The organism is Variovorax cryoconiti (assembly GCF_051216395.1).
Classification (GTDB): Bacteria; Pseudomonadota; Gammaproteobacteria; order Burkholderiales; family Burkholderiaceae_C; genus Variovorax.
Genome location: NZ_JBPJZI010000007.1, coordinates 133,752 through 154,973, shown reverse-complemented (window position 1 = coordinate 154,973; position 21,222 = coordinate 133,752). Strand labels below are relative to the sequence as shown.

At 68.7% G+C, this 21,222-nt stretch carries 20 protein-coding genes; 10 read left to right on the top strand and 10 right to left on the bottom strand.

Going from position 1 to position 21,222, the window contains the following annotated elements; translation table 11 throughout:
• Positions 1-2: 2 nt before the first annotated feature.
• The 5 genes from ACSFA2_RS17895 to ACSFA2_RS17875 form a co-directional block, all read right to left on the bottom strand.
• A complete protein-coding gene (locus ACSFA2_RS17895) occupies positions 3-1,166 on the bottom strand; it encodes an MFS transporter (protein ID WP_435456665.1) in 1,164 nt (387 codons plus the stop codon).
• Positions 1,167-1,197: 31 nt separating this feature from the next.
• On the bottom strand, positions 1,198-1,629 hold the full coding sequence (locus ACSFA2_RS17890; RefSeq protein ID WP_475545395.1) for a YidB family protein: 432 nt from the start codon (positions 1,627-1,629) through the stop codon (positions 1,198-1,200).
• 82 nt (positions 1,630-1,711) lie between these two features.
• A complete protein-coding gene (locus ACSFA2_RS17885; RefSeq protein ID WP_435456663.1) occupies positions 1,712-3,082 on the bottom strand; it encodes a M20/M25/M40 family metallo-hydrolase in 1,371 nt (456 codons plus the stop codon).
• Positions 3,083-3,141: 59 nt separating this feature from the next.
• Positions 3,142-3,858, bottom strand: a complete 717-nt coding sequence (locus ACSFA2_RS17880; RefSeq protein ID WP_435456662.1) for a 16S rRNA (uracil(1498)-N(3))-methyltransferase — start codon at positions 3,856-3,858, stop codon at positions 3,142-3,144.
• 1 nt (position 3,859) lies between these two features.
• Complete coding sequence (locus tag ACSFA2_RS17875; protein WP_435456661.1) at positions 3,860-4,948, bottom strand: aminoglycoside phosphotransferase family protein; 1,089 nt, start codon at positions 4,946-4,948, stop codon at positions 3,860-3,862.
• A 209-nt stretch (positions 4,949-5,157) separates the two neighbouring features.
• Here ACSFA2_RS17875 and ACSFA2_RS17870 point away from each other — a divergent pair, with 209 nt between their 5' ends.
• From ACSFA2_RS17870 to rsmA, 3 genes are read left to right on the top strand one after another with little or no spacing between them, the layout of a single operon-like run.
• Entirely contained in the window at positions 5,158-7,548 is a 2,391-nt protein-coding gene (locus tag ACSFA2_RS17870) for an LPS-assembly protein LptD (protein WP_435456660.1), read from the top strand.
• 12 nt (positions 7,549-7,560) lie between these two features.
• Positions 7,561-8,982 carry a peptidylprolyl isomerase gene (locus ACSFA2_RS17865; protein ID WP_435456659.1) on the top strand — a complete coding sequence of 474 codons (1,422 nt, stop codon included), beginning with the start codon at positions 7,561-7,563 and terminating at the stop codon, positions 8,980-8,982.
• Between the two features lie 17 nt (positions 8,983-8,999).
• The gene (rsmA, locus tag ACSFA2_RS17860) at positions 9,000-9,794 is read left to right on the top strand and encodes a 16S rRNA (adenine(1518)-N(6)/adenine(1519)-N(6))-dimethyltransferase RsmA (RefSeq protein ID WP_435456658.1); all 795 of its coding nucleotides are present in this window, start codon (positions 9,000-9,002) and stop codon (positions 9,792-9,794) included.
• 49 nt (positions 9,795-9,843) lie between these two features.
• Here rsmA and ACSFA2_RS17855 read toward each other — a convergent pair whose 3' ends face one another.
• The 5 genes from ACSFA2_RS17855 to ACSFA2_RS17835 all read right to left on the bottom strand — a co-directional run bounded on the left by ACSFA2_RS17855 (position 9,844) and on the right by ACSFA2_RS17835 (position 13,851).
• Positions 9,844-9,984, bottom strand: coding sequence for a hypothetical protein (locus tag ACSFA2_RS17855; RefSeq protein WP_435456657.1), 141 nt, complete (start codon positions 9,982-9,984; stop codon positions 9,844-9,846).
• 56 nt (positions 9,985-10,040) lie between these two features.
• Positions 10,041-10,475 (bottom strand): barstar family protein, encoded by a 435-nt coding sequence (locus ACSFA2_RS17850; RefSeq protein ID WP_435456656.1) that lies wholly within the window; start codon positions 10,473-10,475, stop codon positions 10,041-10,043.
• Between the two features lie 47 nt (positions 10,476-10,522).
• On the bottom strand, positions 10,523-10,939 hold the full coding sequence (locus ACSFA2_RS17845) for a guanyl-specific ribonuclease (protein WP_435456655.1): 417 nt from the start codon (positions 10,937-10,939) through the stop codon (positions 10,523-10,525).
• A 201-nt stretch (positions 10,940-11,140) separates the two neighbouring features.
• Entirely contained in the window at positions 11,141-13,498 is a 2,358-nt protein-coding gene (locus ACSFA2_RS17840; RefSeq protein ID WP_435456654.1) for an NADP-dependent malic enzyme, read from the bottom strand.
• The gene (locus ACSFA2_RS17835; protein WP_435456653.1) at positions 13,477-13,851 is read right to left on the bottom strand and encodes a hypothetical protein; all 375 of its coding nucleotides are present in this window, start codon (positions 13,849-13,851) and stop codon (positions 13,477-13,479) included. Before ACSFA2_RS17835 ends, ACSFA2_RS17840 begins: the two co-directional genes overlap by 22 nt.
• Between ACSFA2_RS17835 and ACSFA2_RS17830 the strand changes: the two genes are divergently transcribed.
• The 7 genes from ACSFA2_RS17830 to ACSFA2_RS17800 all read left to right on the top strand — a co-directional run bounded on the left by ACSFA2_RS17830 (position 13,844) and on the right by ACSFA2_RS17800 (position 21,161).
• Positions 13,844-14,590: a FadR/GntR family transcriptional regulator gene (locus ACSFA2_RS17830; RefSeq protein WP_435456652.1), complete on the top strand. Its 747-nt coding sequence runs from the start codon at positions 13,844-13,846 to the stop codon at positions 14,588-14,590. The genes ACSFA2_RS17835 and ACSFA2_RS17830 overlap by 8 nt on opposite strands.
• A gap of 26 nt (positions 14,591-14,616) precedes the next feature.
• Complete coding sequence (locus tag ACSFA2_RS17825) at positions 14,617-15,951, top strand: ABC transporter substrate-binding protein (RefSeq protein WP_435456651.1); 1,335 nt, start codon at positions 14,617-14,619, stop codon at positions 15,949-15,951.
• Positions 15,952-16,042: 91 nt separating this feature from the next.
• Entirely contained in the window at positions 16,043-16,939 is an 897-nt protein-coding gene (locus ACSFA2_RS17820) for a branched-chain amino acid ABC transporter permease (RefSeq protein ID WP_435456650.1), read from the top strand.
• A 150-nt stretch (positions 16,940-17,089) separates the two neighbouring features.
• Positions 17,090-18,097 (top strand): branched-chain amino acid ABC transporter permease, encoded by a 1,008-nt coding sequence (locus ACSFA2_RS17815; protein ID WP_435456649.1) that lies wholly within the window; start codon positions 17,090-17,092, stop codon positions 18,095-18,097.
• The gene (locus ACSFA2_RS17810) at positions 18,094-18,894 is read left to right on the top strand and encodes an ABC transporter ATP-binding protein (protein ID WP_435456648.1); all 801 of its coding nucleotides are present in this window, start codon (positions 18,094-18,096) and stop codon (positions 18,892-18,894) included. The genes ACSFA2_RS17815 and ACSFA2_RS17810 overlap by 4 nt, the downstream gene beginning before the upstream one ends.
• A gap of 3 nt (positions 18,895-18,897) precedes the next feature.
• Entirely contained in the window at positions 18,898-19,563 is a 666-nt protein-coding gene (locus ACSFA2_RS17805) for an ABC transporter ATP-binding protein (RefSeq protein ID WP_435456647.1), read from the top strand.
• Positions 19,560-21,161, top strand: coding sequence for a class I adenylate-forming enzyme family protein (locus ACSFA2_RS17800; protein WP_435456646.1), 1,602 nt, complete (start codon positions 19,560-19,562; stop codon positions 21,159-21,161). Before ACSFA2_RS17805 ends, ACSFA2_RS17800 begins: the two co-directional genes overlap by 4 nt.
• Positions 21,162-21,222: the final 61 nt, after the last annotated feature.

The following is a 21,222-nucleotide window of genomic DNA, read 5'->3' as shown; positions in this document are numbered from 1 at the left end:
GCTCAGGCCGGTGCGGCTGCGCGCCGCGCCAGCCACAGCAGGGTCACGGCGATCATCGTCACCGGCACCAGCGAGCCGATGTTCAGCCACTGCCAGCCCTGCGTCGTGACCAGCACGCCCGAGGCCAGCGAGGTGACGGCCACGGTCGCGAACACGCTGAAGTTCAACGCGCCCTGCGCGCGGTCGCGCTCTTGCGGCGTGTAGGCGCCCAGCGACAGCGTCGTGCTGCCGGTGAAAAGAAAATTCCAGCCCACGCCGAGCAGGAACAGCGCGACCAGGAACCGGTGCAGGTCCACGCCCGACAGCGCCACGGCAATGCAGCCCAGTTGCAGCACCAGCCCGACGCCCATCACCGGCAGCGCGCCGAAGCGCCGGATCAGGTGGCCGGTGAAGAAGCCCGGCGCGAACATGCCGATCACGTGCCACTCCAGCACGAAGGCCACGTCGGGGAACGGCAGGCTGCAGACCTGCATCGCCAGCGGCGTGGCGGCCATCAGCAGGTTCATCACGCCGAAGCCCAGCGCGCCCGAGAGCGCGGCCACTGCGAACACCGGCTGCCGAACGATTTCGCGCAGTGGCCGGCCCCCGTTCGCACGCTGCGTGGCCGGCACGGCCGGGAATTCGATGAAGTGCATGACGGCCATGGCGAGCAGGGCCACGAAGGCCAGCGCGATGTAGGCGCCAGCGAAGGGCACGGCGAGCACGTCGCGCGTGGCACTCGCGAGGTTCGGCCCGGCCACCGCGCCGATGAGTCCGCCCGCCATCACGATCGACACGGCCTTCTCGCGGCCATCGGCCGGCGTGAGTTCGGCGGCTGCGAAGCGGTAGAGGCCGGCGTTGGCGTTGTAGTAACCAGCGATGACCGTGGCCAGCGTGAGCAGCCAGAAGTTGCGGCTGACCGCCGCCAGTGCGCACAGCAGCGCCGCCGCGAAGGCCACGCCCAGGCCGATCTGGAACGACCGGCGGCGGCCGTAGCGCTGCTGCGTGCGCGCGACCAGGCCGGTGGAGAGCGCGCCGCCGACCACGTAGCCCATCACCGGCAGCGTGGCCATCCAGGCGCGTGGCGCCATGCTCAGCCCCACCAACCCGTTGATGGCGATGAAGGTGACGTTGTTGGTGAGGAAGAGCCCCTGGCAGGCGGCCAGGAGCCAGAGCTTGCGGTTCATGCGTCGCGGCGGGCCGACGGGCGCCGGGCCCTCAACGCTTCTGCAGCAGGCCGCTCAGCGAGGACAGCAGCTCTTCGTTGGTGCCGACACCCTGCTCGGGGATCTGTCCGTTCGGGGTGAGCCGGTCGATCAGCGACGGGAGCAGCGTGGCCAGCATCGGCAGCAGCATGGCCGGGCTGATGCCCAGCTTGCCGGCGATGGCAGAGATCGCGTCGCCGCCGAGCACGTCGTTGAGCTGGCCGCCGGACACGGGCGCGTTCTCGCCCTTGCCGATCCACGAGCCGATGACGTCGCCGAGGCCCGCCTGCTCGAACTTCGAGACCAGGCCGCCAAGCCCTTCCGGCCCGCCGCTGTTGCCGAGCAGGCCGCCGAGCGCACCGGCGAGATCGCCCTGCCCGCCCTGCGAGCCGCCGAGCACCTGACCGAGCATCGAGTCGAGCAATCCCATGACATATTCCTTGATGTGTGAGCGAAGGGCTGCGATTGTGCGCGTCCGCGCATCGCCTGGGAACCCGTCGGCCTCCGGTATCCGCCGCGCGCGTGACTCAATTGGCGGCCGACCGTCTGGCCAGCAGCGGCGCGCTCACCTGCTGCACGCCCACCAGGCCCAGCACCGTGAGCAGCGAGTTCTGCGCACCGCGCCAGGCTTCGTGCAAGTCGATCCATTCGTCCAGGGCGTGGAAGCCGCCGGTCTGCCCGCCGCCGCCGACCACGATGGCCGGGATGCCCAGCGACATCGGTACGTTGGCGTCGGTGCTGCCGCCGCGCAGCAGCGTGCGAAGCCCCACGCTGGCGTTGGCCCGCACGGCCGCCTCGACGATCACCGCGTCGCTCGGCGTACGGCCGCCCGGGCGCTCGCCGACCAGTCGGTGCGTGGCACGCAGCGTGTCGGTGCGGGCGCGGGCGTTTTCCTCGCGCACCGCGGCGTCGACGGCTTCGAAGATCCGGCGCTCGAGCACCCGCAGCTCGGCCGGCGCGTCCGAGCGGATGTCGATCGCCATCCGGGCCTCGGCCGCGATCACGTTGACGGCGGTGCCGCCGCTCGCCGTGCCCACGGTGAAGGTCGTGCGCGGGAAGCTGGGCGTCTTCAGATCGGCGATCTTCGCGATGGCGCGGCCCATGCCGTGGACGGCGCTGGGCACGCGGCCGAAGGCGCCGAAGCTGTGGCCGCCCGGTCCGCTGAAGACGATCTCGTGGCGGCGGCTCGCGGTCCCGGCCACGAGCACGCTGCCGTCGGGCGCCGGTTCGAGGCCGACCATGCCGTCGATCTCGGGATGCTCCGCGAAGATGCGCTTCATGCCGCGCAGGTTGCCCAGTTCCTCCTCGCCGACGCTCGCGGCGAACAGCAGGTCGCCCTCGGTCTGGACCTTCTGTTCGTTCAGCACGCGCAGCCACGACAGCAGCACCGTGAGGCCGCGCGTGTCGTCGGAGATGCCGGGCGCGTAGAGACGGCCGTCGCGCTCGCGCACGCGCACATCGGTGCCGGCGGGGAACACGGTGTCGAGATGCGCCGACACCAGCAGCGTCGGACCTTTGCCGCGGCCCTTGCGCAGGCCGAGCACGTTGCCCTCGCCGTCGATGGTGGCGTCGGTCAGGCCCAGCGCCTTCAGCCGCCCGAGGAAGGCTTCGGCGCGCTTTCGCTCCTTGAAGGGCGGTGCCTCGATCTCGGTGAGCAGCCGCAGGTCGTCGATGGTGTTGAGGTGGTCGTCACGCACCGCGTCCAACGTGCGTTGCACCGCGGGTGCGGCCAGCAGCCGCGTGAAGGCGAGCCGGACCTCCGGGCGCACCGTCTTGTCCGCCATGAACTTCGGCGCGAAGTGCTGGGCCTGCACGGCGCCCGCCAGGCAGAGGCCGGCCAGCAGGCCCGGCACGCGGTGGAGGCGGCGGCGCAGGCGCGATGGCGGCGCCGCGCTCATTGGATAACCTCCGCCCTGCGGGCTGCGGAGCTGAGCGCCTTCGGGCGGCCGGGCGGTGCTCATGCCCCGCCCAGCAGCGTCAGCGCCGCGAGCGCTGCGGTTTCGGCGCGCAGCACGCGCGGGCCGAGCCGGGCCGGGCGGAAGCCCTGCGCCAGCGCGCGGGCCTCTTCGTCGCCACTGAGACCGCCTTCCGGTCCGCTCAGCACCTGCCAGGCGCCGGTGGCCGAGAGTTCGACGAGCGGCCGCGTGCCAGGTGCCAGGCTCAGGACGATGCGCTGCACACCGTCATCCGCGCGCGCATCGCCCAGCCAGTCGGCGTAGGCCCGGACAGGGTGGATCTGCGGCACGCGGTTGCGGCCGCACTGCTCGCAGGCGGCGACGGCGATGGCTTCCCAGTGGGCGCGCTTCTTCTCGGCCCGCTCGCCCGCCAGGCGCAGCACGCCGTGGGCGGTCATCAGGGGCTGGATGCTCGCGACGCCGAGCTCCGTCGCCTTCTCGACCAGCCAGTCCATGCGGTCGTTGGCCGGCATGCCGAGCGCGAGGTGCACGGCATGCGGCGCCTCGCGCTCGACCGGGTCGTGCGCGCCGACGTTCACTGCGACCTCGCTGCGGCCCATGCGTTCCACCACCGCGGCGTATTCGCCGCCGCGGCCGTCGAACAGCGTCAGCGGCTCGCCGGGCTGCATCCGCAGCACCTGCACATGGCGCGCGGCGCCGGGCGGCAGGGCAAGCGCGAGCCCGGGCTGCAGGGGGACGGCACAGTGGAAGCGCGGCACCTCAGACCCGGCCGTACGCGAAGCCGATCTGCGGCTGCGTGCCTTCGACCTCGTCGATCACGCGCAGCAGCGGCGTGAGTTCGGTGTAGCGGCCGGCGGTGGCGCGGATGTAGGCGATGAAACGCGGCGTGTCGGCCAGGTACTTCGGCTTGCCGTCGCGCAGGGTCAGCCGCGCGAAGATGCCCGCGACCTTCAGGTGGCGCTGCAGGCCCATCCATTCGACGGCGCGGTAGAACTCGCCGAAGTCCTCGTGCACCGGCAGCCCGGCCTTGCGGGCCTGCTGCCAGTAGCGCACGGTGACGTCGAGCACGAAGTCTTCGTCCCAGCTCAGGAAGGCATCGCGCATCAGGCTGGCGATGTCGTAGGTGATGGGGCCATAGACCGCGTCCTGGAAGTCGAGCACGCCCAGCGGGCCGCCGTCGTCGGCCACCATCAGGTTGCGCGGCATGAAGTCGCGGTGCACGTAGACGCGCGGTGCGGCGAGGTTGTGCGCGACGATGGCCTTGAAGGCGCGGTCGAGACGTTCCTTGATCGCGCCTTCGACCGCGACCCCGCGGTGCTGCGCGATGTACCACTCTGGGAACAGCGCCAGCTCGCGTTCGAGCAGGGCGCTGTCGTAGGGCGGCAGCACGTCGGGCTTGGACGCCAGCTGCCAGGCGATCAGCGCATCGATGGCCTGGCCATACAGCGGGCGGCTCGCGTCGGCGTTCGCCGGGTCGATCACGTCGAGCATCGTGCGGCTGCCCAGGTCGTCGAGCAGCAGGAAGCCGTCGGCGGTATCCCACGCGAGTACCCGCGGCGCCTTCACGCCGGCGTCCGTCATGCGTTGGGCGATCTCGACGAAGGGCGCGCTGTTCTCCTTGTCGGGCGGCGCGTCCATCACGATGCGGGTGCGCGCGTCGCTGGTCGTGTCGATGCGGAAATAGCGGCGGAAGCTGGCGTCGGCCGAGGCCAGCCGCACGGTCTCGGGGATCAGCTGATGCGCCGGCGCGATGCGGTCGAGCCAGCGCCCGAAGGCCGCTGCGCGAGCCGGGTCGCTCCAGGCAATGGAAGGGGCGGCGCCGGCGGCCGGGTTCGGGGATGCGGTCATGGATAATCGATTCTACAAATGGCCTCCTCAGGCCCTGGGCGAACACCCCCGTTCGCCGCCCCCTTTCCCTCGACGATCTTTCCTCGACGATCCGTGACGCTCCTGCCCATGTTCGAATTGAAATGCCCTCGTGCCTGGCCTGCCGTGTCCCCGCTGACCGCCGCGACGTGGGCGTCGGGTGCTGCCCAAGCGGCCGGGCGGAGGGGCGAATGAGCCGGCCCCAGCGCCCCCCCCTGCCGCTGGCCATCCTGACGCTGGCCCTGTGGCAGGCGCAAGGCGCGTTCGCACAGGAGGCCGCCTGGATCGACGCGCCGTTGCAGCTGCGGCGCACACCGCAGCTGGTCGAAACCATTCCGACCAACGAGCGCGGCCTGCGGCCCAGCTTCGTCGACGGCGACCGCATCTCGGGCCGGCCCGATCTGGAGACTGTGGTCGAGGGCAACGCCTCGCTGCGGCGCGGCGACACGGTGATCCGTGCCGACCGCCTCGAGTACTACCAGCCCGACGACCTCGCCAAGGCGCAGGGCAACGTCCGGGTGAACCAGGGCGGCAACGTCTACGAAGGCCCGGAGCTGCAGCTGAAGGTCGAGACCTTCGAAGGTTTCTTCAACAATGTGCGCTACCAGTTCCTCGAGACCGGGGGCAACGGCAACGCCGATCGCATCGACTTCGTCGATGCCAACGTCTCGGTGGCGCGGCATGCCACCTATACCACCTGCCGGCGCGAAGACTATCCGGGCTGGGTGCCGGCCTGGCTGCTGACCGCCGCCACCCTGACCACCGACACCGAGGAGAGCGTCGGCATCGCGACCGACGCGCGTCTGAGCTTCATGGGCGTCAGCTCGCCCGCGCTGCCGTCGATCAGTTTCCCGCTGAACAACCAGCGCAAGAGCGGCTTGCTGCCGCCGGTGTTCGGCGTGGACAGCGTCAACGGCATCGAGCTGCAGATGCCCTACTACTGGAACATCGCACCGAACCGCGATGCGACGGTCACGCCGACGGTCATGACCAAGCGCGGCATCAACCTGGGCAGCGAGTTTCGCTACCTGGAGAACACCTACAGCGGTGTCCTGCGTGCCGACTACATGCCGTCGGACCAGCTGCGCGACCGCGATCGCTGGGGCCTCTGGACCACGCACAGCCAGAGCTTCGACCCGAAGCCCTTCGGGCTCGACTCGCTCGGTGCGACGCTGCGCATCAACCGGGTGAGCGACAACGACTACTGGCGCGACTTCTCCCGCACGCCGACCCTGAGCACGCGTCTGCTGGACAGCGAGGCCGCGCTCAACTGGGCCAAGGGCGACTGGTACGGCCAGGTGCGCGCGCTGTCCTACCAGACCTTGCAGTACTCGCTCTCGCCGATCACGCCGCCCTACGACCGCATGCCGCAGCTCACGGCGAACAACATCCAGTACGACTGGAACGGCTTCGACGTCAGCACCTCGCTGGACTACACGCGCTTCAAGGCCGATTCGCAGTACGCGCCGCTGCTCAACGGGCAGCGCCAGCCCGATGGCGAGCGGGCCTTCGGCATCCTGCAGGTGAGCCGGCCCTGGCTAACGCCGGGCACCTTCGTCATCCCGAAGGTGCAGTTGCATGCGACGTCCTACCAGTTCGACGGGCCGCTGGCCAACGGGTCCAATTCGGCGAGCCGGACCGTGCCGACCTTCAGCATCGACAGCGGGATGGTGTTCGAACGCGACACCAGCCTGTTCGGGCGCTCCTTCCGGCAGACGCTGGAGCCGCGCCTCTTCTACACGCGCACGCCCTACCGGGACCAGAGCCAGCTGCCGGTATACGACACCGCGGCCAACGACTTCAATTTCGCGACGATCTACACCGAGAACGCTTTTTCGGGCAACGACCGGATCGCCGACAGCAACATGCTGACGGGCGGCGTCAGCACCCGCCTGATCGACCCCGACACCGGCGCCGAGGCGGCCCGCTTCGGCGTCGCGCAGCGCTTTCGCTTCAGCGACCAGCGCGTCACGCTGCCGGGCGTTTCGCCGGTCACCGACCGGCTGAGTGACATCCTGGTGGGAGCCCAGATCAACTGGACCTCGCAGTGGACCGCGGACACCACCGTCCAGTACAACCCCGACTCCCGGCGTTCGGAGCGCAGCACCGTCACCGCCCGCTACAACCCGGGGCCGTACCGCACCATCAATGCCGCCTACCGCTACCAAGCCGACAGCAGCACCTTCGCCAATGACGGCAACAAGTCGATCGACATCGGCTGGCAATGGCCGCTCAATGACCTGTGGGGCGACAAGGGCAAGAACCTCGGGCCGGGGCGGGGCGAAGGCGGTGGCCGCTGGTACGCCGTGGGCCGCATGAACTACAGCCTGAAGGACAGCAAGCTCACCGACGGCGTGATCGGCGTCGAATACGATGGTTGCTGCTGGATCGGGCGCGTGGTGCTGGAACGTTTGTCCACCGGGCAGGTCTCAGCAGCCACCCGGATCATGTTCCAGATCGAGTTCGTCGGCTTTGCGGCCGTCGGCGCGAGCCCCTTGAAGACGCTGTCGCAGAACATCCAGCGCTACCAGCCGCTGCGCCAGCCCGGCGAGACACCCAGCCGCTTCACCAATTACGACTGAGCCAACCCAACAATGAAACTCTTCCGTTCCACTGCCATCGGGGCCTGCCTGGGCGCACTGATGCTCGCATCGGCCGCGCACGCACAGGGCCTCGGCCTGCGCCCGAGCGGCGGCACCGGCATCACCGACATCATGCGCGGCGGGCCGCGCGTGAACGCGACCGCACCGGGTGCCGCCGCCGCAGTGCCGGCGGCGCCCCTCACCGGGCAGCGGTCGGCCGAGTACATCGTGGCCCTGGTCAATTCCGAGCCGATCACCAACACCGAGGTGCAGAAGCGTGCAACGCGCATCCTTCAGCAGAACCCCGAGGCGCAACGCCTGCCCCGCGCGGAATTGAACCGGCTGGTGCTCGAGCGGCTCATCTCCGAACGGGCGCAGCTGCAGGTGGCCAAGGAGGCCGGCATCAAGATCGACGACCTCGCCATCGACCAGGCCGAGCAGCTGGTGGCGCGGCAGAACCAGGTGAGCCTGGACGACCTCTACCGCCGCATCGCCGCCGATGGCGTCAGCAAGCAGGAGTTCCGTGCCGACCTGCGCGACCAGCTCACGCTGACCCGGGTGCGGGAGCGCGAGGTCAACTCCCGCGTCAAGGTGAGCGACACCGAGGTCGAGCAGTTCCTGCAGGAACAGCGCAGCGGCAACGCGGCGCTGTCGCCCGAAATCAACCTCGCGCACGTGATGGTCGCTGTGCCGGAAGACGCCAGCGAGGCACAGGTGAAGGCGCTGCAGCAAAAGGCGCAGGGCATCGCACAACGTGCCATCGCGGGCGAAGACTTCGCCAAACTGGCGAGCGAGAACTCCGACTCGCCCGACCGTGCGAATGGCGGCGCGCTCGGGCTGCGTTCGGCCGACCGCTACCCGCCCCTGTTCATCGAGGCGACCCAGGCCACGCCGGTCAACGGCATCGTCGGCCCGGTGCGCTCGGGCGCCGGGTTTCACGTGATCAAGGTGCTGGCCAAGGGGCGGGCCGGTGCCGCGGAAGGCATCGTCACCCAGACGCAGGTGCGCCACCTCCTGCTGCGCAACGACCAGCAACGCAGCACGGCGCAGGCCATCAAGCAGCTCGCCGAGTTCAAGCAGCGCGTTCAGACCGGCGCGGCCGATTTTGCCGGCCTGGCGCGCGACAACTCGGAAGACGGCAGCGCCAAGGACGGCGGTGACCTCGGCTGGGGCCGCCCCGGCCAGTTCGTGCCGGAATTCGAGGAGGCGATGGACCGCCTGGCTCCCGGGCAGATCAGCGATCCCGTCGTGTCGCGCTTCGGCGTGCACCTGATCCAGGTGCTCGGCCGACGTGAGGCCAAGCTGAGCCAGACCGAGCAGCGCGAAGCCGCGCGCGCGGTGCTGCGCGAGAAGAAGATGGACGAGGCCTTCGAGACCTGGGTGCAGGAAACCCGCGGGCGTGCCTACGTCGAACTGCGCGAGCCGCCGCAGTAAATGAAGCACCCGGCCTGATGGCCCAGCACATCGCGCGCAAGCGCTTCGGCCAGCACTTCCTGTCGGACGGCGGGATCATCGACGCGATCGTGCAGGGCATCGCCCCGCAGCCGGGCGACGCGATGGTCGAGATCGGACCCGGCCTGGCGGCGCTCACGCAGCCGCTGGTCGAGCGGCTGGGACGGCTCACGGTGATCGAGCTCGACCGCGACCTGGCCAAGCGGCTGCGGGAGCACGGCCAGCTCGACGTGATCGAGTCCGATGTGCTCAAGGTCGATTTCGCCGCGCTGGCCGCCCGGCTCGCGGGCGATCCGCCCCAGCCGCTGCGCGTGGTGGGCAACCTGCCCTACAACATCTCCACGCCCATCCTGTTCCACCTGCTCGGCTTCGCGCACCTGATCGCCGACCAGCACTTCATGCTCCAGAAGGAAGTGATCGATCGCATGGTGGCAAGGCCGGCCACGTCCGACTACAGCCGGCTGAGCGTGATGCTGCAATGGCGCTATGCGATGGAGAACATCCTGTTCGTGCCACCGGAGAGTTTCGAGCCGCCACCGCGTGTGGACAGCGCTGTGGTACGCATGGTGCCGCTCGCGCAGCCGCCGGTGCTCGACGCCGCACGGCTGGGCGAAATCGTGCAGGTCGCCTTCAGCCAGCGCCGCAAGATCCTGCGGCACACGCTGGGCAAATGGTTGGACGAGCACGGCTTCGGCGGCCCCTTCGACGCGCAGCGCCGTGCCGAGGAGGTGCCGGTGGCCGAGTACGTGGCGCTGGCGCAGGCGGTTCCGCCCGCACCCACACCCTTGTCTTGAGCGGCTGAGCGCGCAAAGAAGAAAGCCCGTCGACGACGGGCTTTCTTCATCAGGCTGCGGCGAGCCAGTATCCCGCGTTGAAGGGACTGCTCATGCGCAGTGCCAGGGGCGACACATCGACCAACTTGTCGGTCGGCATCTTCTCTGCGGTGGGGTCGACGGGAGTGATATCGATGCCGGCAACCGGCACGCTACCCTCTTGAGCCTCGTTCGCCCGTTCTGCTTGGCTGGTGGATGCAGAACGGGCTACAGAAAAGAATAGAAGCACCTGAACGGGATCTTCCGGTCACCCCAGTAGTCGGAGGCGTCGCGGAAGATGTCGAGCAGCTGCTCGCGGGCTTCCTTGTCGAACTTGGCATTGGCTGGAATCTGCTCGAGCACGACCACGAAGCCGGGCTGCGGGCCCGATTTATGCAACGGGTCGGTCATGCAGTCGTACAGCGCGTCGAAGTTCTTTCCGAAGTGGGCCGGGAAGGTGAACTGCTGCGCGATCAGGTCGAGCACGTCCTGCTTCGACTGGGCGTTGGCCAGGTTCGCATACAGGAAGTGCTGCCCGGACGCGTTCGCGGCATCCTGCAGGTCGTTCACGCGGAAGGCGCGAATCGACTGCACGATGTTGGGTCGCACGGCACGAAGGGATAAGGTCATCTCCGCTGGTCTTTCCATGGTTGTCGTCGTCATCATTTCCTTGGGGCGCGCTGGGGCGCTGCTCCCATTCAGTTCATCGGTCATGGCGAAATCCGCCTGAAGCTCGCATAGTGATCTGCCGTGTACCAGCACGCATCGGGCGCCGCCCGACGCTCGCCGCCGCACACGATCCGCCGCGCACCCCGGTTGCGGGCGCCCGGCGTATCGACCGTGTATTCGCGGTAGTGCCCGCGACGCGCGAAAGGCAACAGGCGCTCGCGGTTGCCGAACACCGTGCCGTCCTTCTCATGAGGGAACGGACCTCCTCCTAGAATTGCCTGATAGGTCCGCTGACCTTGGGGTGGCAATTCGCGCAGTGCAATCGATTCCTGGGTCGGCTGTCGCGCTGCCGTCCGGTCGATGTCTCGGGTTTCCCGGGCACTGGCCCCAGCCGCCAATGCCGCCAGCAGCATGCCGGCGACGGCAAATCGGGACACAGACAACGAGATCGAGGCCATGAATGAATGGTGACCGAAGGGGCACCACAGGAAAAGAGCGAGGGGGGCCGAATCAGGGATCAACCTTGGGGTTAACCCGCGAATTCAAGCCCGCCAGTGTGCACCACGGATGCGCAAATAGCAAGCGCCTGCTCAATTATTGAGCAGGCGCTTGCGGGATTTCCTTACCCGTGAAGTTAGCGACCGCTGTCGCCAATGGGCTCAGCGTTCGGCGTTGGCGTCGGCCACGGTGAGTGCCGTCATGTTCACGATGCGTCGGACCGTGGCGCTGGCCGTGAGGATGTGCACAGGTTTGGCCGCGCCCAGCAGCACCGGGCCGATGGCGATGTTGCCGCCGGCCGCCGTCTTGAGCAGGTTGTAGGAAATATTGGCGGCGTCCAGGTTCGGGAACACCAGCAGGTTGGCGTCGCCGGCCAGGGCGCTGTGGGGCATGACGGCGGCGCGCTGCTTGCCGTCGAGTGCCACGTCGCCGTGCATTTCGCCATCCACTTCCAGCCAGGGCGCCTGGACGCGCAGCAGGTCGAGCGTGCGGCGCATCTTGACCGCGCTCGGCTGGTTGCTGGAGCCGAAGTTGGAATGCGACAGCAGCGCGGCCTTCGGCTTCAGGCCAAAGCGCATCATTTCCTCGGCCGCCATGGTCGTGATCTCGGCCAGCTCTTCGGGCGTCGGGTCGTAGTTGACGTGCGTGTCGACCAGGAACACCTGGCGGTCGGGCAGCAGCAGGCCGTTCATGCAGGCGTAGATCGGCACGTCCTGCGGTGTGCTCGCACAGCCGCCGGGGCGCTTGCCGATCACCTGGTCGATGTGGTGCAGGTGGATGGCCGTGGTGCCCCAGGTGCCGCAGATGAGGCCGTCGACTTCGCCCTTGTGCAGCAGCATCGAGCCGATCAGCGTCAGGCGCCGGCGCATCTCGATCTTGGCGGTCTGCACGGTGGTGCCCATCCGCTCGGTCATGCGGTGGTAGGTCTGCCAGAAGTCGCGGTAGCGGTGGTCCTGCTCGACGTTGACGATGTCGTAGTCGAGCTCTTCCCGCAGCCGCAGGCCGAACTTCTCGATGCGCTGGGCGATGATGGCCGGCCGGCCGATCAGCGTCGGGCGCGCCAGGCCTTCGTCGACCACGATCTGCACGGCACGCAGCACGCGCTCTTCCTCGCCCTCGGCGAAGGCCACACGCTTCTTCGTCGCGCGCTTGGCCGCGTCGAAGATCGGCTTCATCATCGTGCCGGAGGCGTAGACGAAGCTCTGCAGCTTGTCGCGGTAGGCGTCCAGGTCGGCGATCGGGCGCGTCGCCACGCCGCTCTCTTCAGCCGCCTTGGCCACGGCCGGCGCGATTTTCATCATCAGGCGCGGGTCGAAGGGCTTGGGGATCAGGTATTCGGGGCCGAAGCTGAGCTTCTCGCCCACGTAGGCGGCGGCCACCACCTCGCTCTGCTCGGCCTGCGCCAGTTCGGCGATCGCGCGCACCGCGGCGATCTCCATCTCGTCGGTGATCGTCGTCGCGCCCGAGTCGAGCGCGCCGCGGAAGATGTACGGGAAGCACAGAACGTTGTTGACCTGGTTCGGGTAGTCGGTGCGGCCCGTGGCCATGATCACGTCGCCGCGCACCGCGTGTGCGTCTTCCGGGCTGATCTCCGGGTTCGGGTTGGCCAGCGCGAAGATCACCGGTCGCGCCGCCATCTTGGCCACCATCGCCGGCTTGAGCACGCCGCCGGCCGACAGGCCGAGGAACACATCGGCGCCTTCGATCACTTCCGACAGCGTGCGCGCCTGCGTCTTCTGCATGTACTGGCGCTTGTCGTCGTCCATCAGCTCTTCGCGGCCTTCGTAGACCACGCCGGCCAGGTCGGTGACGAACACGTTCTCGCGCAGCAGGCCGACCTTGAGCAGCAGGTTCAGGCAGGCCAGCGCCGCAGCGCCGGCACCGGAGGTGACCAGCTTGACCTCAGCGATGTTCTTGCCTGCGACCTTCAGGCCATTGAGCAGTGCCGCCGCCACCGTGATCGCGGTGCCGTGCTGGTCGTCGTGGAACACCGGAATCTTCATGCGCTTGCGCAGCTCGCGCTCGACGTAGAAGCAGTCCGGGGCCTTGATGTCTTCGAGGTTGATGGCGCCGAAGGTCGGCTCCAGCGACGCGATGATCTCGACCAGCTTGGCCGGGTCTTTCTCGTTGATCTCGATGTCGAACACGTCCACGCCAGCGAACTTCTTGAAGAGCACGCCCTTGCCCTCCATCACCGGCTTGGAAGCCAGCGCACCGATGTCGCCCAGGCCGAGCACCGCGGTGCCGTTGGTGATGACGGCCACCAGGTTGCCGCGCGCGGTGTACTTGTAGGCGTTGGCGGGGTCCTTGACGATCTCTTCGCAGGGCGCGGCCACGCCGGGCGAATAGGCCAGCGCCAGGTCGCGCTGGTTGACCATCTGCTTGGTGGCCGCGATGGCGATCTTCCCCGGCACCGGCAGCAGGTGGTACTCCAGTGCGGCGCGGCGCAGTTCGGCGCGCTTGTCTTCGGCGCTGGGTGCGGCAGGGACCGCGGGGCTCAGGGGAGAGAGATCGGACATTGGCAGCGTTCTCCGGCGATCGCTGGCGCGTTGAATGACGCGTCCGCGACACGGTTGTAGGGGGCGCGATTGTAGACCTCGCCCATTGGGGAGAAGGCCCGGGCAGGGCTTGTGCCGCGTCCGGTCTTGCCCCGCGGCAACGGGAAAACCCGCTCCATGCCGCGCAGGACGCTCACCAAAATCCGATTGTCCGACAAACGAAACGCGCCGCTGACGAGCGCGAGGAGACATCGATTGACCGGCAGCATTCGCGCACCTCGCCGCACGGCGGGCAACCCTTCGTCCGCACGGACCGTGGCACCCGCCGTGCGGCTTGCCAGCGCACCGCTTGCGGACGACGTGTCGATGTTCACCCGGCTTCGGCTCGAGCCGGCCTACAAGGCCGTGTCGTCGGAGATCGAGCGCAGCATCCTCAGCGGCAAGCTCAAGCCCGGCAGCCCGCTGCCGACCGAGCAGAGCCTGGCCGAGCGCTTCGGCGTGCATCGTTCGACGGTGCGCGAAGCCATCCGCCAGGTCGAGCAGGAGGGCCTGGTTCAGCGCCGCGAGGGCCGTCGGCTGTTCGTCACGTTGCCGGGCCTGTACGACCTGGCGCCCCGCGCCGCGCGCCTGCTGCTGTTGCAGCAGACGACCTTCCAGGAGCTGTGGCAGGTGGCCGTCACGCTCGAGCCGCTGGCCGCGCGTCTGGCGGCTGAACATGCCGAGCTTGCCGATCTCGACGAACTGGCGCGCAACACCGAACTCACCGCCGCGCTGCAGGCCCGGGGCGCCGAGTCGATGGACGAGAACATGCGCCTGGTGGAACTCGATGTCGAGTTCCACGCGCTGGTCGGCCGTGCCAGCCACAACCGCGCGCTGATGCTCGCGCGCGAGCCGATCAGCCTGCTCTACAACCCCACGCTGCTGCAGATCCACCTGCACCTGCCGCAATCGAAGGCCCGCAACCTCGCGGCGCACCGCGCCATCCTCGATGCGCTTGAGCGGCGTGACGCCGATGCCGCCGCCGAGTGGACGCGCAAGCACATGGTCGACTTTCAGAAGGGTTTCGAGATGACGGGGCAGGACATGCGCACGCCCATCACGAAAGCACGGTAGTTCATCCAAAACGAAGGAGACAAGACATGGCATCGAAACAGCAGCAGCAGATCGGATCGGCGCGGGCCGGCACCTGGCGCCGCGGCATGGCGCGCGCCGCCATCGCCCTGGGCGTGGCCGCACTGGCGCTGGGCGCACAGGCCCAGGAGACCTTCAAGGTCGGCGTGGTGAGTTTTCTCTCGGGCCAGGCGGCGGAAAGCTTCGGCATTCCCGCGGTCAACGGCGCCAAGGCGCTGGTCGAGGCCTTCAACAAGGGCGAGGCACCTGCGCCCTACAACAAGACCGGTTTCGGCGGCATGAAGATCGAGGCGATCTACGTCGACGAGAACGGCGGCGCGACCAAGCAGGTGCAGGAACTGCGCAACCTCTACGACCGCGAGAAGGTCGACGCCGTGGTCGGCTATGTCGGCTCGGGCGACTGCCTGGCCGTGGCGCCGGTGGCCGAGGAGATGAAGCGCTTCCTCATCCTGTATGACTGCGGCACGCCGCGCATCTTCGAGGACGGCAAGTACAACTACGTGTTCCGCACCGCCTCGCACGCGACCATGGACAACGTCGCGCTGGCCCGCTACATGAAGGCGCGCAACATCAAGGCCACCACGTACAACATGATCAACCAGGACTACGCCTGGGGCCAGGATTCGCGCAAGGACTTCATGCTGTCGATGGCGCAGCTCTACCCCGATGCGAAGGCCGGCGAAGACCAATTGCCGAAGTTCGGCGCCGGCCAGTACGGCACCGAGATCTCGGCGCTGATGTCCAGGCAGGCCGACGTCACGCACTCCAGCCTGTGGGGCGGCGATCTGCAGGCCTTCATCCTGCAGTCGGGTCCGCGCGGGCTGTTCAAGCGCTCGCAGGTCGTGCTGTCGGCGGCCGACCATGTGCTCACCAACCTGGGCGACAAGATGCCCGACGGCGCCATCCTCGGCGCGCGCGGCGCCTACGGCCTGCTGTCGCCGAAGTCGGCGCTCAACGACTGGTGGTGGAGCGTCTACCAGAAGGCCCAGAACACCTATCCCGCGCAGGCGCCCTACCGCATGGCGCAGGCGCTGATGGGCCTGAAGCTCGCGGCCGAGAAGGCGATGGCGGCCAACGGCGGCAAGAAGCCGACGTCGGAGCAACTCGCGGCGGCGCTCAAGGGCATGGAATGGGATTCGCCCGGCGGAAAGATCCGCATGACGCTGGGCGACGGCCACCAGGCCACGCAGGAAACCGCGATCGGGAAGACGCGCTACGACGCGGCCAAGAAGATGGTCGTGCTCGACGACATCCAGCGCTTTCCGGCCGAGTGCGTGAATCCGCCGCCGAACGTGAAGTCGGAAGACTGGATCAAGAGCGGTTTCGCCGGCGCCAAGTGCTGAGCGCCTGAGCGACAGAGCGGCAGCGACCCGCCGCTGTGCCACCGGCCTGCCCTGCGCGGGCCGGCCCTTTCACCTCTCCACCGAGTCGGGCATGACCACCGCCATCACCATCCTCATCGACGGCCTGAGCTACGCCTCCTGGCTCTTCATCGTTGCGCTCGGGCTCACGCTCGTGTTCGGCGTGCTGAAGATCCTCAACATCGCGCACGGCAGTTTCTACGCGCTGGGTGCGTATGCCGCGGCCAGCTTCGTCGGCTGGTTCGCCACGCTGAAGTTCGCGCCCGAGTGGTCGCTGGTCGCCATGCTGCTCGCGGCCGTGGCGGTGGCGGTGCTGGTCGCGCCGCTGACCGAGCGCGGGCTCATGCGCTTCTTCTACGGGCGTGACGAGGTGCTGCTGGTGCTGGTCACCTATGCGCTCTTCCTCGTGCTCGAGGACGTGACCAAACTCGTCTGGGGCGCCAACCCGTACTACGTGTCGGAGCCCTATGCGCTCTTCGGCAACGTGGAGATCGGCGACCAGGTGTACGTGGGCTACGACTTCATGCTGATGGGCATGGCGGTCGCGGTCGGGCTCGCGGTGTGGTGGGGTCTGAACCGCACGCGCCACGGCAAGATCGTGCTGGCCGTGATCCACAGCGAAGAGGTCGCGGCCAGCATGGGCGTGAACGTCTCGCGGGTCTACATGCTGGCCTTCTCGGTCGGCATCTTCCTCGCTGCCATCGGCGGCGCCTTCACTGCGCCGCTGATCTCGGTGCAGCCGGGCGTGTCGGTCGGCGTGATCATCGTGTCTTTCGCGGTCGTGATCATCGGCGGCCTCGGCAGCATCGAGGGCGCGGCCATCGGCGCGCTGATCGTCGGGCTGGCCCGCTCCTTCGCGGTCCATGTCATGCCCGAGGCCGAGCTGTTCTCCATCTACATCGTCATGGCGCTGGTGCTCATGGTGCGGCCTGAAGGGCTGTTCCAGCGCATCCAGGCCCGAAAGATCTGAAATGAAACCCACCCTCGATGCGCCTGCGGCGCCTCCCCCTCAAGGGGGCGCAACCAGCGGCCTGGCAAAGCCAGTTCCGCGGGTGCCCTGGCATCCGGCCGCGCCGGTTTCAGCGGCTGTCGGTCGCGCGCAGCGTCATGGATAACTGACATGCAGAGCATTCCTCTCACTTCGTCGCCACCCGCGGCCTCGCGCCGCTCGCACCGTACGACGGTGCTGCTGGTCGGCCTCGCCTTCATCGTGGGGCTGGTCGTCGCCGGCGCCTTCATGCCCAAGTGGCTGACCTTCCTGCTCACCATGGCCGCGTCGCACGGCCTGGTGTCGTTGGGCATCGTGCTGCTGATGCGCGGCGGTGTGGTGTCCTTCGGCCAGGGCCTGGTGTTCGCGGTCGGTGGCTATGCCGCGGCGCTGGCTTTCAACAAGCTCGGCCTCACCGACGCGCTGGGCCTGGCCGTGACGGGTGGCGTGGCCGCGCTCGTCGTCGCCGCGCCTTTCGCGCCGATGCTGGCGCGCTACCGCGGCATCTTCTTCGCGATGCTCACGCTCGCGCTGTCGATGGTCTGCTACGGCGTGTTGGTGAAGACCAATGCGCTCGGCGGCTCCGACGGCTTCAACATGGGCCGTGCCACGCTGTTCGGCCAGAAGCTGTCGGACGCGCGCGTGGGCTATGCGCTGTATGGCGTGACGATCGCGTTCTCGGGCGTGATGGCGCTGCTGGCGCGCGCCTACTTCGACTCGACGCGCGGGCTCGTCACCCAGGCGGTGCGCGAGAACGAGCTGCGCGTTGAATACCTCGGCGGCTCGGTCAAGCAGGCGATGAGCATCAACTTCCTGCTCGCGGCCTTCGTGGGCGGCGCCGGTGGCGCGCTCACCGTGATGTCGCTCGGCCACATCGACCCGAACTTCAGCTACTGGACCACCTCGGGCGAGTTCGTCTTCGTCGCCATCCTCGCAGGCTGGCAGAGCGTGCTGGCGGTGTTCGTCGCCTCGACGCTGCTGGAGATCGTGCGCTCGTTCTCGAGCCTCTACTTTCCCAACACCTGGCAGCTGTCGCTCGGCCTCTTCCTGTTGCTGATGATCCGTTTCCTGCCGCGCGGCATCGGCTCGCTGTGGGTCGACCGCACGGGCGCGAAACGTTCGAAGGGAGACCGCGCATGAACGCCGTCATGAAGTTCCTGGCCGAGGTCACGCCACCGGCGCCGCGCGAGATCCTGCTGCGCGCCAGCGGCATCGAGAAGCGCTTCGGCGCGGTGGTCGCTGCCAGCGGCATCGAGATCGCGGTGGGCGTGGGCGAACGCGTCAGCCTGATCGGCAGCAACGGCGCGGGCAAGACCACCTTCGTCAACATGATCACCGGCTACCTCAAGCCCGACACCGGCAGCATCCTGCTGGGCGACCGCGACATCACGCGTCTCGCGCCGCGGCAGATCACGCAGCTGGGCGTCGCGCGCTCGTTCCAGATCCCGCAGCTGTTCCAGGAGCTCTCCGTGCTCGACAACATGCTGGTGGCCACCGCCTGCCGCGAGAACCGGCTGTCGTTCTGGCAGACCGCGCGACGAAACGATGCGGTGGACCGGGCCGACGCGCTGCTCGAACGCTTCAACCTCGCCGAACACCGCGAGCGCCGCGTGGCCGAGCTGCCGGGCGGCGTGCGCAAGCTGCTCGACATCGCGATGGCCATGACCGGCCAGCCGCGCCTGCTGCTGCTCGACGAGCCCACCAGCGGCGTGTCGGCCGAAGAGAAGTTCCCGATGATGGAGATCATCATGACCGCGCTCGGCCAGGCGCCGATGACGGTGCTCTTCGTTGAGCACGACATGGACATCGTCGAGCGCTACGCCGACCGCGTGGTCGCCTTCTACAGCGGCCGCATCATCGCGGACGACACGCCTGCCGCTGCACTCGCCACCGATGACGTGCGCCGCTACGTCACCGGCACCCTTCGCCAGGAGTAAGCGATGCTCGCCATCGAATCGATCCATGTCGCCATCGGCACCGTGCAGGTGCTGCGCGGCCTCAGCCTGGCCGTCGCGCCCAACAGCATGGCCGGGCTCATCGGCCGCAACGGCGCGGGCAAGACCACGCTGTTGCGCTCGGTGATGGGTCACCTGGCGCCCACGCAGGGCCGCATCGTCTTCGACGGGCAGGACCTGACGCGCATGCCCAAGCACGGGCGCGCTGCGGCGGGCATCGGCTACATGCCGGAAGACCGCGGCCTGGTGCCCGAGCTCACCGTCGAGGAAAACATCCTGGTGCCGCTGTGGGCCACCGGCGCACGCAATGCGAAGGAGCGGCTGGACTTCGTCTACGGCGTGCTGCCCGAGCTCGCCGCCATGCGCGAACGCCGTGCGCTGCTGCTGTCGGGCGGGCAGCAGAAGCTGGTCGCGCTGGGGCGCGCCCTGGGCGTCGGCACGCGGCTGCTGCTGCTCGACGAGCCTTTCGAAGGCGTCGCGCCCGCGCTGTCGATGCGCCTCGGCGAAGTCATCGCCGGGCTGCGCGGCAGTGCGCTGTCGGTGCTGATCGCGCAGTCGGACCTGAACCATTCGCGCAAGCTGGTCGACGTGGAATACGTGATCGAGCGCGGTGCGAACGTCGCCGCCGAAGCGCACGCGAGCGCTGCATGAACCGGCATTGGGCGTCCCGCAACGTTCCCGCGTTGCGCCATGAGGCGGCGTACGGCGACCGCATCGTGCGCTGCTTCGTCGAGCGGCCAGCCAGCATGCACGCGCTCCTCGAACGGGCGGTAGACGCGCATGGCGACAGCGACGCGGTGATCTGCGGCGACACGCGTTGGAACTACCGCCAACTCGACGCCGAGGTCGCGCGCGTGGCCTCAGGGCTTGCAGCCCAAGGCGTGACGGCCGGCGAACGCGTGGTGCTCTTCATGGGTAACCGCCCCGAGTTCGTCGCCGTGCTGTTCGCCGTGCAGCGCCTGGGCGCCATCGCCGTGCCCATCGGCGAGCGCGAGCAGAAGCCGGGCCTGGCCTACATGCTGCAGCAATGCGGCGCCTGCGCCGTCGTGTTCGACGCGGCGCTGGCCGATCGCGTGCCCGATATGGGCGACGTTTCAGCGCTGCGGCTGCGCATCGTCGCTGCCGGCACGGCCGACGGCGCGTTGACGCTCGACACGCTGGGCCACGGCGACGCGCCGGTCGTCATCGCTGCCGTGAAGGAGCAGGACACCGCGCTCATCCTCTACACCTCCGGCACCACCGGCCGGCCCAAGGGCGCAATGCTCACGCACCTCAACGTCGCGCATTCGGTGCGGCACTACGCGGCCTGCATGGGCGTGCGCACCGGCGACCGCTCTGCCTTGGCGGTGCCGGCCAGCCATGTCACGGGGCTGATCGCGGTCATCGCAGCGATGGTCCACGTCGGGGGTGCCATCGTCATGCTGCCGGTGTTCAAAGCGGCGGCCTTCCTGCAGACGGTCGAGTCCGAGCGCATCACCCACACGCTGATGGTGCCGGCGATGTACACGCTGTGCCTCATGAACCCGGCCTTCGACGGCGCGAAGCTCACGAGCTGGCGCCTGGGCGGCTACGGCGGCGCACCGATGCCGGTGTCGGCCATCGATGCGCTGGCCGAGCGCCTGCCCGGGCTCATGCTGGTCAACGCCTATGGCGCGACCGAAACCACCTCGCCCACCACGATGATGCCGCCCGGCCTCACGCGCGGCCATGCCGACACCGTCGGCGTGCCGCTGCCCTGCGCCGACGTGCGGGTGATGGACGACGACGGCCGCGAGCTGCCCGCCGGCGAAAGCGGCGAACTGTGGATCGCCGGCCCGATGGTCGTGCCCGGCTACTGGGACAACCCGGAGGCCACGGCCGCGGCCTTCACCGGCGGCTACTGGCACTCCGGCGATCTGGGCGCAGTCGATGTCGACGGCTTCGTGCGCCTGTTCGACCGCAAGAAGGACATGCTCAACCGGGGCGGCTTCAAGATCTACTCGGTCGAGGTCGAGAACACGCTGATGGCGCTGCCCGGTGTGGTCGAGGCGGCGATCGTCGGCCGGCCGTGCCCGGTGCTGGGCGAGCGGGTGCACGCCTTCATCCACGCGCCCGGCGTGCCGCACGACGACGAGGCGGTGCGCGCCCACTGCCGTGCGCAACTGACCGACTACAAGGTGCCCGAGACCATCACCTGGTCCGACGCACCGCTGCCGCGCAACGCGGGCGGCAAGCTGCTCAAGCGCGCACTGCGCGATCAACTGGCCTGAAGTCGCCGCAGCGTCGTCCGCTGCGCATATGATCCGGTCGATTCAACTCGACCACCTGGAG